This is a genomic window from Corynebacterium sp. (assembly GCF_030538285.1).
Lineage (GTDB): Bacteria > Actinomycetota > Actinomycetes > Mycobacteriales > Mycobacteriaceae > Corynebacterium.
Window position 1 is genome coordinate 20,432 of sequence record NZ_JAUNUG010000032.1, and the last position, 15,296, is coordinate 35,727.

At 65.7% G+C, this 15,296-nt stretch carries 13 protein-coding genes; 7 read left to right on the forward strand and 6 right to left on the reverse strand.

Annotated features, from left to right (window positions below; genetic code table 11):
• The first annotated feature begins 111 nt into the window (after positions 1-111).
• The gene (locus Q4G50_RS10610; RefSeq protein WP_303377636.1) at positions 112-618 is read left to right on the forward strand and encodes a CAP domain-containing protein; all 507 of its coding nucleotides are present in this window, start codon (positions 112-114) and stop codon (positions 616-618) included.
• 806 nt (positions 619-1,424) lie between these two features.
• The gene (gene cspB / locus Q4G50_RS10615; protein WP_303377637.1) at positions 1,425-2,789 is read left to right on the forward strand and encodes an S-layer protein PS2; all 1,365 of its coding nucleotides are present in this window, start codon (positions 1,425-1,427) and stop codon (positions 2,787-2,789) included.
• A 117-nt stretch (positions 2,790-2,906) separates the two neighbouring features.
• Here the strand turns inward: cspB and Q4G50_RS10620 are convergent, their stop codons facing one another.
• Positions 2,907-3,131, reverse strand: a complete 225-nt coding sequence (locus tag Q4G50_RS10620) for a LuxR C-terminal-related transcriptional regulator (RefSeq protein WP_303377638.1) — start codon at positions 3,129-3,131, stop codon at positions 2,907-2,909.
• Positions 3,132-3,604: 473 nt separating this feature from the next.
• Positions 3,605-3,979, reverse strand: a complete 375-nt coding sequence (locus Q4G50_RS10625) for a hypothetical protein (RefSeq protein WP_303377639.1) — start codon at positions 3,977-3,979, stop codon at positions 3,605-3,607.
• 149 nt (positions 3,980-4,128) lie between these two features.
• Here Q4G50_RS10625 and Q4G50_RS10630 point away from each other — a divergent pair, with 149 nt between their 5' ends.
• Positions 4,129-4,779 (forward strand): hypothetical protein, encoded by a 651-nt coding sequence (locus Q4G50_RS10630; protein WP_303377640.1) that lies wholly within the window; start codon positions 4,129-4,131, stop codon positions 4,777-4,779.
• A gap of 2 nt (positions 4,780-4,781) precedes the next feature.
• Positions 4,782-5,252: a hypothetical protein gene (locus Q4G50_RS10635; protein WP_303377641.1), complete on the forward strand. Its 471-nt coding sequence runs from the start codon at positions 4,782-4,784 to the stop codon at positions 5,250-5,252.
• A 1-nt stretch (position 5,253) separates the two neighbouring features.
• On the opposite strand, the gene Q4G50_RS10640 is transcribed toward Q4G50_RS10635, so the two are convergent.
• The 3 genes from Q4G50_RS10640 to lysS form a co-directional block, all read right to left on the reverse strand.
• Complete coding sequence (locus Q4G50_RS10640; protein ID WP_303377642.1) at positions 5,254-6,675, reverse strand: MDR family MFS transporter; 1,422 nt, start codon at positions 6,673-6,675, stop codon at positions 5,254-5,256.
• Positions 6,676-6,864: 189 nt separating this feature from the next.
• Positions 6,865-8,049 carry a DUF418 domain-containing protein gene (locus Q4G50_RS10645; RefSeq protein ID WP_303377643.1) on the reverse strand — a complete coding sequence of 395 codons (1,185 nt, stop codon included), beginning with the start codon at positions 8,047-8,049 and terminating at the stop codon, positions 6,865-6,867.
• A gap of 143 nt (positions 8,050-8,192) precedes the next feature.
• Positions 8,193-9,755, reverse strand: coding sequence for a lysine--tRNA ligase (lysS, locus tag Q4G50_RS10650; protein WP_303377644.1), 1,563 nt, complete (start codon positions 9,753-9,755; stop codon positions 8,193-8,195).
• Between the two features lie 94 nt (positions 9,756-9,849).
• Between lysS and Q4G50_RS10655 the strand changes: the two genes are divergently transcribed.
• Positions 9,850-10,353, forward strand: a complete 504-nt coding sequence (locus Q4G50_RS10655; RefSeq protein ID WP_303377645.1) for a DUF456 domain-containing protein — start codon at positions 9,850-9,852, stop codon at positions 10,351-10,353.
• Positions 10,354-10,458: 105 nt separating this feature from the next.
• Here Q4G50_RS10655 and Q4G50_RS10660 read toward each other — a convergent pair whose 3' ends face one another.
• Positions 10,459-11,634, reverse strand: a complete 1,176-nt coding sequence (locus Q4G50_RS10660) for a globin domain-containing protein (protein ID WP_303377646.1) — start codon at positions 11,632-11,634, stop codon at positions 10,459-10,461.
• Between the two features lie 205 nt (positions 11,635-11,839).
• On the opposite strand from Q4G50_RS10660, the gene Q4G50_RS10665 reads away from it, so the two are divergent.
• Positions 11,840-13,933: a PhoX family phosphatase gene (locus Q4G50_RS10665; RefSeq protein ID WP_303377647.1), complete on the forward strand. Its 2,094-nt coding sequence runs from the start codon at positions 11,840-11,842 to the stop codon at positions 13,931-13,933.
• Positions 13,934-14,152: 219 nt separating this feature from the next.
• Positions 14,153-15,296: carbon starvation protein A (locus Q4G50_RS10670; protein WP_303377648.1), on the forward strand; the 1,144-nt coding region annotated here is incomplete at its 3' end.

Consider the following 15,296-nt stretch of genomic DNA (forward strand, 5'->3'; position numbering starts at 1 on the left):
GCATGTACGCCTTCAGCGAACAACCCGCTTTCGGAGGGCCCGCGGACCAGGGGTTGCGCCTCGTTACCGTTCTGTTACTGTCGACGCATCCCATATCAAGGAGTTCTTATCTTGCGTTTCCGCCGTACCGCCACCGTCGCCCTCGCACTCGCCCTGGTCGCGCCCGCCACGGCCGTCCACGCCACCCCGGCCACCGCCTTCCCGCTGTTCGGATCCTCCTCCCCTCTCGCTGGCCCGGCATCCAGTCAGTCCGATATCCAGGAGCAGCTCCTCACCGAGACGAACCGTTTCCGCCTCTCGCGCGGGCTCACGCCGCTGGCCGCGCACGAGACGCTTGACGACGTCGCCCAGTCCTGGTCCGAGTCCATGGCCCGGCACGGCGACATGAAACACAACCCGAGCTACCTGTCCCGCTACCCGGACTCCTGGCGTGCGGCAGCGGAGAACGTCGGCTTCTACAGCCGCGAAGTCGCCGCCCGCGACATGGTGCAGGCGTGGGTCAACTCTCCGAGCCACCGCCGGAACCTGGAGAACCCGAACTTCACCCATCTGGGCGTCGGGTGGGCCACCAACCCCGCTGGCGAGGTGTACGCCACCCAGAACTTCGCATCCTTCTAGGACGAGCGACACCCAAGCCGCCGGCCCCGTGACGGGGTCGGCGGCTTTGTCTTTCTATCGCCAGTATGAGCAATTCCCCTAGTTTCCCTCAGTGGAATCCTATTGCGGCACTCGATAATGGCCGGGGCGACAACTTCACAATCGATTGCGCACTACTGAGTTTCACCCACGACGTGACACGTGCACTTTTGGGCACCTGTTAGACCTTTTCAGTGCGTGCGACCCGATCCGCAAGCCCTCAGTGCCGCCCCCACATCGGCTTTCGCCGGCCGGGGGCCGCGCAGGCCCCTCCATTGACAGTCGCGTAGCAGGCCCCGCGGACAGCCGGAACCAGCCAGGCAGAGCCCAGCAATTCTTGAAGAATCAGTCATTATGTCAGTCCCACCCCCTCGGAAACTACGTCAACAACGTCTTAACCTGGTCTTATGAACCTACACCGAGCGAAGCTGATTGACAGATAGTTCCACGCTCCCCCGAAAGCGGTCACCCGTTCGGCCTCTTTTGACACACGCCCCGGAGGCCGGAGAGGCGGGGGCCCGCCGCAGGTGGGGGACGATTTTCACGTTTCCATGACAAACACATCACGGACTAATAACGGCTATAGATAGCTAGACCAAATACTCCTGAGCGAGAGCGTTTCCCTGGAAACTGCCATAAGGTTCACGCCAGCGACTGAGTCGCCAGCATTGCGAAGTTCGAATGCCGGAGAAATTCCGGTTCCTTTTCGCGATGGACTTTCCCCACGACTGAACACCTCGTGCAGACGTGAGTCCCGCCATCCAGATCGAATACAGGAGTTTCCACTCATGTTCCAGAACCGCATCCGTACCGCCGCTCTCGCCGGCGCCATCGCCGTGGCCACCGGCATCTCCGGCCTGGCAACCCCCGCCTTCGCTGTCGACACCACCCAGCAGGACGGCTACAACAACCAGGACGGCTCCGCATCCGCGCCGGTCGTTGCGCAGAACATCACCGAGAACGAGCTGCGCTCCCTCACCGACGGCACCGCCGACTACCTGTACGTCTTCCAGAACGATCCGTCCTTCACCGAGATCGTCGACGAGTACATCAACCTGGGCCAGGACGGCTTCGACCCGTCCGAGCAGGCAGCTCAGAAGGCCTTCGACGACGCCCGACAGGTCGCATCCGCCGAGCTGGCCACCGCATCCGCCAACATCCAGAAGGCCCGCAACTCCGTCGCCTACGCCCTGGAGAAGGACCAGATCGCCGAGGCTGACTGGAAAGCTTTCGTCAAGGCCCTCAACGACTTCCGCGCCGTCATCAACCCGCTGATCAACGACGTCAACGACAAGAACACCCACGTTGCTCCGTACTTCCCGGTTCTGGAGACCATCCCGGCTGCCGACGGCGCCAACGCAGTCTCCGTCTTCCGCGCCATCCAGGCTCTGCAGGCTGAGGTCAACCGCCAGTTCGAGCTGGCCGGCGACTGGAACATCGACATCCAGGACGGCCAGTACGTCAACCGCGAGCACATGATCGCTCTCGAGAACCTGAAGAACGCCGTCGACGCCGGCTACCCGGCCCTCAAGGCCGCCTACGACACCGCTGTCGCCTCCAACCGCGAGGCACAGAAGTCCGACGTCATCGTCCGTCAGCTCTACCTGGAGCGCGCCACCGCACAGCGCGACACCCTCCGCGCTGTCGAGGCCTACTTCTCCGTCGTCGCCCGCTACATCGAGCTCTTCCAGAACAACGAGATCGTCGGCGAGACCACCCTGCGCACCCTGTACCGCGAGGTCCTCCACAACATCTGGCACGGCATCAAGTTCAACGTCCGCGACCTGCAGGAGGCTGACGCAGCCACCCACGAGTACCACCTCGCCTGGGAGTCCGACCTGCGCGACAACGACGACGAGAAGTTCTACTTCGAGCAGAAGCTCGACTTCGCCACCAAGACCTACCTCAAGATCTTCAAGAACGGCCGCATCTGGGGCGAGGAGCTCGAGCGCGTCGAGCTCATCGACACCGGCATCAAGGCCGAGCGCGAGGCCGAGGCAGCTCGCCTTGCCGCAGAGCGCGCCGCCGTCGAGCAGGCCGAGGCTGACCGCCAGGCGCTCATCGACGCCCTCAAGGAGCTCGCCGACGCCCAGAACCCGGGCACCAACCCGGCACCGAACCCGCTCGGCTCCTCTTTCGGCTCCTCCCGCTAGTCGCTCCAGTTGACTGACGCCCAGAATGCCCCGCCTCCCGGCGGGGCATTCGCGTAGGGCACAAAAGAAGCCCGGACCTGATCTCCGCGATCACGTCCGGGCTTCTTTTCCGTGCCCTCAGGCCGGGCCTGGTTGGTAGTGGCCGTCCTGGATGAGCCGAATCATCAGATCTGACTTCGTCGCGGCGGGCCGGCCGACGCTCATGTACTTTCCGCGAATGCGGGCTATATGGGTTCGAACGGTGTCCTCAGAAATGCCGAGTGCAAAGGCAGCCTTCTTCTTTGATGGGTAAGTAAGCCATGTAATGGCTACCTGTATTTCACGTTTGCTCAGTTCAGTCACAGCAAAGTCCTCAAGGAGAGTGGCCGCAGATGTCGGAAGTTACTTTCCGTATCATAGACCGCGTGACCTGCATGAACAACTCGGAGAAGCAGAAACTCGGGGCTGTACTTTTGCGCGGCAAATATCGCACATTTCCCACCCTGGCAATGAAAAGCACACCCATTCCAGTGCCCTCCGGAGAAGACATGCATAACGCCCGCCTCGTGAATACAGTGACGGGGCGGGCGTCGATAAGCGAACAGCAACGCCACTGCGCCTCAGGCAAAAGCCTGGGGCGCAGTGGCGTTAACGGGGAAGGGCACCGGGAGAGCGCATCAGCGCCAGAGTTTCCACCAGGGGACGTGCTCGACGGCAGGTTCCGGGTCCGGCTCCGGCAGTGGCGCGGGCTCTGGTTCCAGCGCCGCAACACGCGCCGGCACCGTCACATCCGGCGGCTCCTGCGGGGCCTCCCGCAGGATCTCCCCGGATTCACTTCATACGAGGCCGTACTTGCGGGTGTTGGCGTTGACGGCGGAGCGCAGCAGCGCCAGGTTCGACTGATCCGAGGACACGGCCACGTAGACGAACATCTGGTTGTCGAGGAGCTTGATCAGGTGCAGCTGGTCACGGAGGGTGAGCAGCATGTCGACGAGACCACCGTCGATACCCAGCGCGTTCATGGTCTTGAACTTCGCCTTGACCATCTCCGAGTTGTAGGCGGCGGCGACGTCGAGGTCGAAGTCACCCGAGCGGGAGATCGAGGCCAGCGACATGCCGGTGTCGAGGTCGACGACCGAGCCACCGATGAAGCCGCTGATGTCCTCGGCGACGTTGTTGAGGAAGTTGTAGAGATTCTCCTGCTGAGTCATGGTTGTCCTTCGTTGATGAATGTGGTGTCGAACGGGCCCACGGTTGCACAGACAACCTTAAGCACCGACTAAGGCTGAGACTAGACAATTTGTGAGCGCTCCTCAATACTAGGGCGTGTCGCTATCCACATTCACACGGAGGCCCTGGTATGAAGCTCCCCCCGGTGCGGCGCCGCCGACACGGGAAATTCGAGGAACTTGCGGTCGAGGATCTTGATCCCTACCTGGTGGTTCCCGATGACGCCGTCGTCGGTTCCTACTCGGACGACGAGGTCGTCTTCCTCGGCCCCGTGGGCGTCGGAAAGACGACAGCCGTGGCCTCCCTGTCGACGGTGGCACCCATCACCACGGAGGTGCGCGCCGCCACCCCCGAGGACTTCTACGCCCGCTGGAAGACCACCACGACCGTCGGCATCGACTTCGGTGTGTGGGACCAGCCCGACGGCACCCGCATCGCGCTGTTCGGCACGGCCGGCCAGGACCGTTTCGACGACGCCCGCGCACCGGCGCGCAACCCCGACGCCGCCATCGTCCTGTGGTTCTTCGGCTACGGCTACCTCCTGGAGGAGCAGGTCGAGGAGTGGATCCCGGTGATCGAGGAGATCAACGCCATGGACCGCCTGGTGGTGGCCGTCAATTTCCTCGACCCGGAGTTCCCTGATCCGGTCCCGGCCCTGCGCGAGCATTTCGCCCGCCGCGGCTACCCCCACATCCCGGTGTCCGTGGCGGACCCACGTGAGAAGGAGCAGGTGGCACACGTTGTCACCCAGGTCCTGTCTGTCCTGAAGGAGAAGCGTTGACCATGACGACCAGCCCCCTGCTCGAGGAAATGGGCCGCCACCGACGTATCCGGGGCCGCGATTTCAACCACAACGATCTGGCCGCCGCGGCGCTGCCGTACATGTCACGGATGCGCCACCACGTCCCCGGCATCCACGCCGTGGTGCTGGGCACCGGAGACGGCATCCACGTGTGCTCGGTGGGCCTCGACGATGCGCTCGACGCCGCGCGCATCACGGCACTCAACTCCTCCATGCTCGGTGTGTCGAGCGCCCAGGCCCAGGTCATCGACCCGCTCAAGGAGGAGGACCGGGACACCATCGTCACGGTGGCCATGCCCGGGGACGAGTACATGTCCCTGGCGAAGATCGAGCACGCCCCGGTGGGGCACCTGGTGCTCAGCCTCTTCGCCCGCGACACGCAGCTGGGCATGGTCGTGCACCAGACCCGTCAGGCGGCGGCCTCCCTCACCGAGTGGCTGCTCGAGGAGTGACCTAGAAGGCCTGCCCGTCCTCCTGCTGCTCCTCGGCGACCTTGGTCACGAAGGGGCTGGCCAGGAGAACGAGGATGGCCATGATGCCGGCGACGATGAACGCGGTGTGCGCGCCGTCGGCGGTCGCCTGGGCGAGGTCCGCTCCCCCGGCCTCCGCGGCCCGGGTCCCGAAGGACAGGGCCGCGATGAGGATCGCGGTACCTGCGGCACCGGCCAGCTGCTGCAGCGTGTTGAGGATCGCCGAGCCGTGCCCGTAGAGGTGCTTGGGCAGCGAACCGAGGGCGGTGGTCATGAGCGGGGTCATCATGAGCGCCAGGCCGAGGGAGAAGACGATGTGCATGATGATCACCTCGGTGATCGTCGAGTTGATGTCCAGTCGCGTCATAGCCCACACCGCACCGAGCAGCAGCAGCGCACCGGGGATGACCAGCGGCCGCGGGCCCACCCGGTCGTAGAGACGGCCGATGAAGGGGGCGAGCAGGCCGGAGGCCAGGCCACCCGGCATGAGCAGCAGGCCGGTAACCAGCGCGGTGGCACCGAGCGCGGTCTGCAGGTAGATCGGCAGCACCATGACGACACCGAGCAGGGTGCCCATGAGCAGCAGGGTCACCACCACCGAAAGCGTGTAGTTGCGGATGGTGAAGGGGCGCAGGTCGAGCAGCGGGGTCTCCAGCGTGGTCTGACGCCACACGAACACGGCCAGCGCGATGCCACCGACGACTGCCACGGCCACCGCCACCCGCGGGGCGGTGCCCAGGGTGCTCAGCGCGTAGACGAGGCCGCCGAATCCGAGGCCGGCGAGCACGACGGACAGCGGGTCGAACGGGGAGCGGGTCGTCTCGCCGATGTTGCGGATGAACAGGGCGCCGACCACCAGCGCCACGGCGATGAGCGGCACGACGAGCCAGAACAGCCAGTGCCAGGTGAGACGGTTGAGGATGAAGCCGGACACGGTCGGGCCGAGCGCGGGGGCCACGGACATGACGATGGAGATGACGCCCATGATCGAGCCGCGTCGATTGGCGGGCACGACGGTCAGCGCCACGGTCATGAGCAGCGGCATGATGAGCGCGGTGCCCACCGCCTGAACGATGCGTCCGATGAGCAGAATGGTGAACGTCGGCGCCCACGCGGCGACGACGGTGCCCACCAGGAAGCTGGTGACGGCGGCGAGGAAGACCTGCTTCGTCGAGAAGCGCTGCAGGATCCAGCCGGTCGTCGGGATGACGACGGCCATAGTGAGCATGAAGCCGGTGGTCAGCCACTGGGCGGTCGTCGCGGGGATGTCGAAATCCGACATGATCGACGGCAGCGCCACCGACAGGATGGTCTCGTTGAGGAACATGACCAGTGCGGCGCCGACGAGGACGACGAGGATGATCTTGACGTCGGCGGGCAGGGACTGCTTCTTAGCGGTGCTCACGCACACCTCTCTATGTCTCTATATGAAAGAGGCTCATCGTAGCCGGTGGTCGCCGGGGCTGCTAATCGACGCCTACTCTGGGCCCATGACCTCCCTGAACCACGAGCGTCGGGACGGCGAGCTCCTCCTCTTCGATCCCGCCACCACCCGCGAACACATCGTGGTGGTCGGCGAGGACGAGGTCCTCGATTACCGCACCGGCACCTGTCGCCCCCGCTCCGCCACATCCGCGATCCGGTCGACCATGTCGTGCCACACCAGCTCGACTGGTCCGCGGCGGAAGACGCGCAGCCAGACGGCGGACAGGGCGATGAGGAATGCGGCAATGCCGAGGTAGATGCCCAGGGTCCACAGGTGGTACCCGGGGCCCTGGATCCTCCCGCTCACCCCGAAGCCCCAGTCGTAGAAGATGATCGAGGCGAGGAGGTTCTGCAGAATGTAGTTCGTCAGCGCCATGCGCCCGACCAGTGACAATCCGTGTCCGAGCGCCCCGACCCGCTCTCGGTGGACGTAGAACGCGGCGACCGCAGCGAGCAGCCCAAAGGACACGATGGTGGAGGTGCCGTACCGGGTGAAGGCACCACCTGAGTCCGTGAGGCGCATCGCCCAGTCGAGCGGGAAACCGATGCCGAATCCCAGGCCCATGACGATGCGCCGCAGACGCACCCCCTCGGGGAGGAAGAGCCCGGCGCGGTAGAGGTGTGCGCCGACGAGGAAGAGACCGAGGCCCATGAAGAACATGATGGGGATCTCGCCGCGCCCGCCGAGGAAGTTCTGCGCGCGTTCGACGACCATCCCCCAGTATGAGTCGGTGCCGGGCAGGGCGACGGCCTCGAGGCGGTTCGCGTCGGCGACATCGGGAAGCTTCTCGACGCCCCGGAACGAGATGCCGGTCATGAGCAACAGGTAGGTCAGGTGGGCGGCCAGGCCGACGAGCATCCAGATCCGCTGCGCCTTCTCGCTTGTCGCCATGACGGTCGCGACGACGAGGGCGGTGAGTCCGTACCCCATGAGGACATCGAACTCGAAGATGAAGAGGTAGTTGAGCAGGCCGTCGATAACCAGCACGATCGCGCGCCAGGGGTAGCGGCCGGGCCAGGGCTCACCGCGGCGGAGGGCGGACTGGCGCTGGATCTCCAGGCCGATGCCGAACATGATCGTCAGCAGGCCGATGAACTTGCCGTCGGTGAACAGGTTGAGGCCGACGTCGATGATGCGGTTGAGCGCCGCCAGCGCGCCCTCGGCCTGAGCTGCGTCGGGGCGCAAGGCAGATCCGGAGAAGATCCAGATGTTGGTGAGCAGCGTGCCCAGAATCGCGATACCGCGCAGCACATCGAGGGCGATGATGCGCCGGGAAGGGGATGGGTTGGTCATGCACTCAACGTAGAAACCATCGCTGGCAACTAGTCGTCAGACGTCATCTCTTTCTGGGGGAAGTCTGGAAAACCCAGCCCCCACGCGCCTGACCCCAGGAAACTCCCAGCTCAGCCACCCTCGCGCGGGGTCAGGGATGACCCCTAATGCTGCTCAGGCTTGACCATCGGGAAGAGCACCGTCTCACGGATACCCAGGCCGGTCAGGGCCATGAGGAGGCGGTCGACGCCCATGCCGATGCCGGAGGTCGGCGGCATGCCCTGCTCCATGGCGGCGAGGAAGTCCTCGTCGAGCACCATGGCCTCGTCGTCGCCGCCGGCGGCCAGGCGGGCCTGGTCCTCGAAACGCTCGCGCTGGATCACCGGGTCGACCAGCTCGGAGTAGCCCGTGGCCAGCTCGAAACCGCGGACGTAGAGGTCCCACTTCTCGGTGACACCCGGCTTCGAGCGGTGCTGACGGGTGAGCGGCGAGGTCTCGACGGGGAAGTCCTTGACGAAGATCGGACCCGTGAGCTGGTCCTCGCACAGCAGCTCCCAGATCTCCTCGACGAGCTTGCCGTGGCCCCAGCCACCCTTGGCGGGAACCTCCAGACCGATGGCCGCGGCGATGGCCTTGAGCTCCTCGACGGAGGACTCGATGGTCACCTCCGGCTGGCCCGGGTGCGTGCGCTGCAGCGCCTCGTTGAGGGAGGGGTACATCTCGATCTCCGGCCACTGGCCACCGAGGTCGTACTCGGTGCCGTCGGCGAGCGTGACCACATGGGAACCGAAGACCTCCATGGCCACGGCCTGGATGAGCTCGCGGATGGTGGTCATGCCGGTGTTGTAGTCACCCCACGCCTGGTAGGTCTCCAGCATCGCGAACTCCGGGGAGTGCGAGGAATCCACGCCCTCGTTGCGGAAGTTGCGGTTGACCTCGAAGACCTTGTCGATGCCACCGACCACGCAGCGCTTGAGGTAGAGCTCCGGCGCAATACGCAGATAGAGGTCGATGTCGAGCGCGTTGGAGTGCGTCTCGAAGGGACGCGCCGCCGCGCCGCCGTGCAGGGTCTGCAGCATCGGGGTCTCCACCTCGAGGAAACCCTCCCCCTCAAGGTGGTGGCGCAGCGCCCGCATCACCTTGATGCGGGTCATCGCGTTGATCCGCGCCTGCTCCCGCACGATGAGGTCGGTGTAGCGGTGGCGCACCCGGGTGTCCTCGGACAGATCCGCGAACGTCACCGGCAGCGGCCGCAGCGCCTTCGCTGCCATCTGCCAGGACGAGGCCATGATGGACAACTCGCCGCGTCGAGAAGCAATGACCCGACCACGAACAGAGACGAAATCACCCAGGTCGACGTCCGCCTTCCAGGAATCCAGGGACTCCTGACCCACCTCGGCCAGCGAGAGCATGGCCTGGAGCTGGGTGCCGTCGCCGTCCTGCAGCGTGGCGAAACACAGCTTGCCCGTGTTGCGCATGAAGATGAGGCGGCCGGCGACAGCCACCTCGACATCCGTCTCCTCGCCCGCGATCAGGGCGGTGAGGCCCTCGGGCGCGGACTCGCCCTCCGCGACGACCGCGAACTGCTCGCGCAGCTCAGCCAGCGACGTGGTGCGGTCGACGGTGACGGGATAGGGCTCCACACCGGCGTCGATGAGCTTCTGACGCTTCTCACGACGGATGCGCAGCTGTTCGGGGAGGTCCTGGGGATTCTTCTGCTCGGTCACGGCTTCCAAGGGTAGTCCATCCGGGTCGTCGGAGTCTCATCGCCGCTGCGTGGCCGGTATGACGAATGTGCCCGGCGGTGGGACACTGGGGCGCATGGATTCCACCACCCTTGAGGTCGCCGTGACGACCCTCGCCGGACTGCTGCTCATCGTTGGCGTCGCGGGCACGGTCATCCCGATCCTGCCCGGGTCGCTGCTGACGATCGGCACGCTGCTCGTGTGGGCGTGGGTGCTCGGGTCGAGCGCGTCGTGGACCGCCGGCATCATCGGCATCGTGCTGGCCGTGATCGGGATGAGCGCGTCGGCCATCCTCACCGGCCGCAAGATGCGCCGGGAGCAGATCCCCCGCGGGCCGGTCCTGTTCGGCGTGGCCGTCGGCGTGGTCGGCATGTTCATCGTGCCCGTGGTCGGGCTGTTCCTCGGCTTCGCGGCGGGACTGCTGCTCGCGGAATGGCTGCGCCGCCGCGATCTCGCAGCCGCGTGGCGCTCCTCGGTGGAGGCGATGAAGTCGATGGGGTTGGGGATGCTCATGGAGTGCGCCTGCGCCTCGCTCGCCACGTTCGTGTTCGTGGTGGGAGCGCTGGTGCACTTCCTGTGACCAGCCGCGGGCTGGCGGCCGATCTGCATTCTGACTGACTTCAGTTCTGCAAAACCCCAGGACGGGTCAGTCTTCGACCTCTGAAGTCAGTCAGAATGGCGGTGGCTAGCCCAACAGCCAGTCGTTCGGGGAGAACAGCTCGAAGCGGACCGACTTCGGCGCCTTGTCCTCCGGCAGGGCCTCGAGGTCGCGGCGGATGGCCTGGAGGAACTCGGTGCCGCCGCAGAGGTAGACGTCGGAACCGGCGAGATCGTGCTCGGCCATGCGGATGAGCTCGCCGTTGGAGCGGTAGCTGTGGGCGGCGGTGACCTCCGGGAGGCGCTCGAGCAGCGCGGTGGTCTGGCCGAGCTGGGCGTGGGCGGCCTCGGAGTCGTCGGCGTGGAGGTAGGTGGCGCGGCGTCCGGAGCCGGTACGGGCCAGGTAGGACAGCATGCCGACCATGGGGGTAGAGCCGATGCCGGAGGAGACGAGCACGACCGGGTCGTCGCCCTCCTCGAGGACGAGGTCGCCGGCGGCGAGCGTCGCCTGGATGGTGTCGCCGACCTGGACGTTCTCGCGCAGGTGGGTGGACACCTCGCCCTCGGTCTCGACGGCGATGGTGTAGCGGCCCGGTGCCTGGCCGATGATGGAGTACTGACGCAGCTGGCGGGCGCCGTCGGCGAGCACAACGCCGATCGAGGTGTACTGGCCCGGGCGCGGGGTGCTCAGGTCGCCTTCGAGGGTGTACGTGGTGACGGTGTCGGTCAGTTCCTGCTTATCGACGACCACGACATCCCGGAACACATCGCCCGGGGTGACGCCGTCGGACTCGTAGAGGGCCTCCTCGAAGGTGATGAGGACGTCGGCCATGATCCAGTAGACCTCGCCCCACGCTGCCGCGACCTCCTCGGTGACGACGTCGGTGCCCAGCACCTCGGCGATGGCGGCGAAGAGGTTGTCGTGGACGATCTGGTACTGGTCGGCGGTGATGCCGAGGGAGACGTGCTTGTGGCCGATGCGGGTGAGCAGGTCAACCGGGTCGGGGGCGTTCGGGTCGACGAGCATGGTGGCGAACGTCGCGACGGAGGCGGCCAGCGCCTTCTGCTGCTCACCGGACTTCTGGTTGCCGCGGTTGAAGGTGTTGGCCAGCAGTTCCGGATGGTTGCCGAACATGGTCCGGTAGAAGGTCTGCGCGATGGTGCCGATGTTGGCGCCGACGGCGGGCAGGGTCGCCTTGACGATCTCCTCATGCTCCGGGGTGAGGTGACGGTCGCGGGCGGTGGGGACTGCGGTGGTGAACATTGCTCTCCTTGAGGGCTACCGGACTTCGGGTACGCCCACCGATATTAAACGGCTTTTCCCGTAATTAATAGCGGGGCGACATGAGATTCATGTCACGTACCGCTTGTTCACCCACCTTTCACCTGACCTGAACCAGGCGGACATCTGACGTATCTACGGTCTGAGGAAGTCATACCTATCACCTCGCGCATATCTGGAGTGCTCCATGACCATCAAGGGTCTCAATCTGTTCAGCAACAAGTTCACCTCGTCCCGCAGCTCCGTGACCTGCACCTACAAGTGCGGCAACGCCTGCTTCGGCGAGTGCGAGAACACCTCCGACAACCCGTACTTCGGTGACATGATGTCCCGCCGCTCCGCCCTCAAGGCCGGCGGCCTCACCGTCCTGTCCGTCGGTGGCGCCTCGGCCGCCGCCTACCTGGCACCGGCTGCCGCTGCACAGTCCTCCCTCGGTTCCTCCTCGCTCCCGGGCTCCTCAGACCTGCCGGGTTCCTCCCAGCCGCACGTCTCCGGCAAGGGCCTGCAGTTCGACGTCGTCGCCCCGAACGAGCGCGATGAGGTCGTCATCCCCGCCGGCTACTCCCAGTCCGTGCTCATCGCCTGGGGCGACCCGGTCATCGAGGGTGCCCCGGAGTTCGACATCCGCAACCAGACCCTCGAGGCCGCTGAAAAGCAGTTCGGCTTCAACAACGACTTCGCCGGCCTCATGGCCCACCCGTCCAACCCGGACCGCCTGCTCTACATGTGCTCCCACGAGTACACCACCGAGCCGCACATGTTCCCGAACTACGACGCGGACAACCCGGACGAGGAGCAGGTTCGCATCGGTATCGCGAACCACGGCCATACCATCCTCGAGGTCTCCAAGGTCGGCGACACCGGTGAGCTCAAGCGCGAGTTCGGCCCGCTCAACCGCCGCATCACCGGCACCACCGAGTTCCGCCTCGTCGGCCCGGGCGCCGGCTCCGACTACGTCAAGACCACCGCCGACCCGACCGGCACCCGCGTGGCGGGCACCTTCAACAACTGCTCCGGCGGTCTGACCCCGTGGGGCACCATGCTCTCCGGCGAGGAGAACTTCGACATCTACTTCGCCAACGCCGACGGCATCACCGACGAGCGCACCCGCACCTCGGTCAAGCGTTTCGGTGCTGCCGGCGGCGAGTCCGACCGCAAGTGGGAGCGTTTCGACGAGCGCTTCGACCTGTCCAAGCACCCCAACGAGTTCAACCGCTTCGGCTACCTCGTGGAGATCGACCCGACCGACCCGAACTCCGTCCCGGTCAAGCACATGGCCAACGGTCGCTTCAAGCACGAGGCCGGCAACGTCCACATCACCGCGGACGGCACCGTCGTGTGCTACTCCGGCGATGACGCCCGCTTCGAGTACCTGTACAAGTTCGTCTCTTCCAAGAAGATGATCGAGGGCAACAAGGCCCACAACATGACCATCCTCGACGAGGGCACCCTCTACGTCGCGGTCATGGAGGGCAACTCCCCGCAGTCCGAGATCGACGGCTCCGGCCAGCTCCCCTCCGACGGCGCCTTCGACGGCTCCGGCCGCTGGGCACCGCTGATGACCACCGGTTCCGACGGCAAGGCCACCTCCCACGTCGACGGCTTCACCGGCGAAGAGGTCGCGATCTTCACCCGCGAGGCCGCCGACAAGGTCGGCGCCACCAAGATGGACCGCCCGGAGGACGTCGAGGTCTCCCCGGCCACCCACAAGGTCTACATGGCCCTGACCAACAACTCCTACCGTGGCGCAGCCTCCGACCGCTCCAAGGAGGGCGTCATGGAGTACGCCCCGATCAAGGAGAACAAGAACGGTCTCGTCATGGAGATCGAGGACGACCACGCCGGCGAGAAGTTCACCTGGAACCTGCTGCTCGTCTGCGGCGATCCGGATGAGGCGTACACCTACTTCGGTGGCTTCGACAAGTCCAAGGTCTCCCCGATCTCCTGCCCGGACAACCTGGCGTTCGACGAGTACGGCAACCTGTGGGTCTCCACCGACGGCAACGCCCTGGGCTCCAACGACGGCCTCTACGCCGTCACCGTCGAGGGTCCGAACCGCGGTGAGCTCAAGTGCTTCCTCACCGTCCCCTACGCGGCCGAGACCTGTGGTCCGATCGTCGAGCGCAAGCGCGTCCTCGTCAACGTCCAGCACCCGGGCGAGACCGACGACGCCACCGTCGACAACCCGGCCTCCAACTGGCCCGACGGCGGCAACTCCCCGGCGCGCCCGGCTGTCGCCCAGGTCTGGAAGACCAACGGCGGCGACATCGGCGTCGAGTAGCAGCTGAGAACCACACCACCCCCGGGAATACCCCCGGGGGTGGTTTTTCTTTGGTCAGACATCACCGCTGTACGCAGGGGAAATGACTGGCCACGGCAACCAATGCACCCGCCTCGTCGGTGACCTGGGCCACAGGATATGACAGGCTGAAAGTCACAGCATATCCAGACGCGGCCGTCGATAAGCAGCAGCGGCCGCCCCAACCATGAGGGACGAACCGTGAACTCACTCATCCTGGTCTTCATCGGCCTCGCCATGATGGCAGGCGGGTACCTCCTGTACTCGCGCTTCCTCAGCTCGAAGGTGTACCAGCTCTCGCCGAACTACCGCACCCCCGCGCACACCATGAACGACGGCGTGGACTACGTGCCCACCAACAAGTTCGTCCTGTGGGGGCACCACTTCACCTCGGTCGCCGGTGCGGCCCCCATCGTCGGCCCGGCCGTCGCCGTCATCTGGGGTTGGCTGCCGGCCTTCCTGTGGGTGACCATCGGCACGGTGTTCATCGCCGGCATGCACGACTTCGGCACCCTGTGGGCCTCGCAGCGCCACAAGGGACAGTCCATCGGAACGCTGTCCGGCCGCTACATCGGCGCCCGCGGACGCAACCTCTTCCTCATCGTCATCTTCCTCCTGCTGCTCATGGTCGTCGCCGCGTTCGCCGTGGTCATCTCCGGGCTGCTCGTCTCCACCCCGACTGCGGTCATCCCGACGTGGGGCGCGATCATCGTCGCGCTGTGCATCGGCCAGGCCATCTACCGCTTCAAGTGGAACCTGCCGCTGGTCTCCGTCGTCGGCGTCGTCGTGCTCTACGCGCTCATGATCATCGGCGACCTCTACCCCATCGTGCTGCCCGACTCCATCCTGGGCCTGAGCCCGAACGCCTTCTGGATCGTCGTCCTGTTCATCTACGGCGGCATCGCCTCCATGCTCCCGGTGTGGGTACTGCTGCAGCCGCGTGACTACATCAACGGCCTCCAGCTCTTCGTCGGCCTGGGCATCCTCTACGCGTCTTTCCTCATCACCGCCCCCACCCTCGTGGCCCCGGCGTACAACACCGCCGTCCCGGACGGCACCCCGTCGATCTGGCCGCTGCTCTTCGTCACCATCGCCTGCGGCGCCATCTCCGGTTTCCACGGCATCGTCTCCTCCGGCACCTCCTCGAAGCAGCTGGACAAGGAGACCGACGCCCGCTTCGTCGGCTACTTCGGCGCAGTCGGCGAGGGTCTGCTCTCGCTGGGCACGATCATCGCCACGACCGCCGGCTTCCGCACCCTCGCCGACTGGGAGGCCATCTACACCGCCTTCAACCAGGGCGGCGTCAACGCCTTCGTGCAGGGTGGAGGCAACCTCATGAACGAGG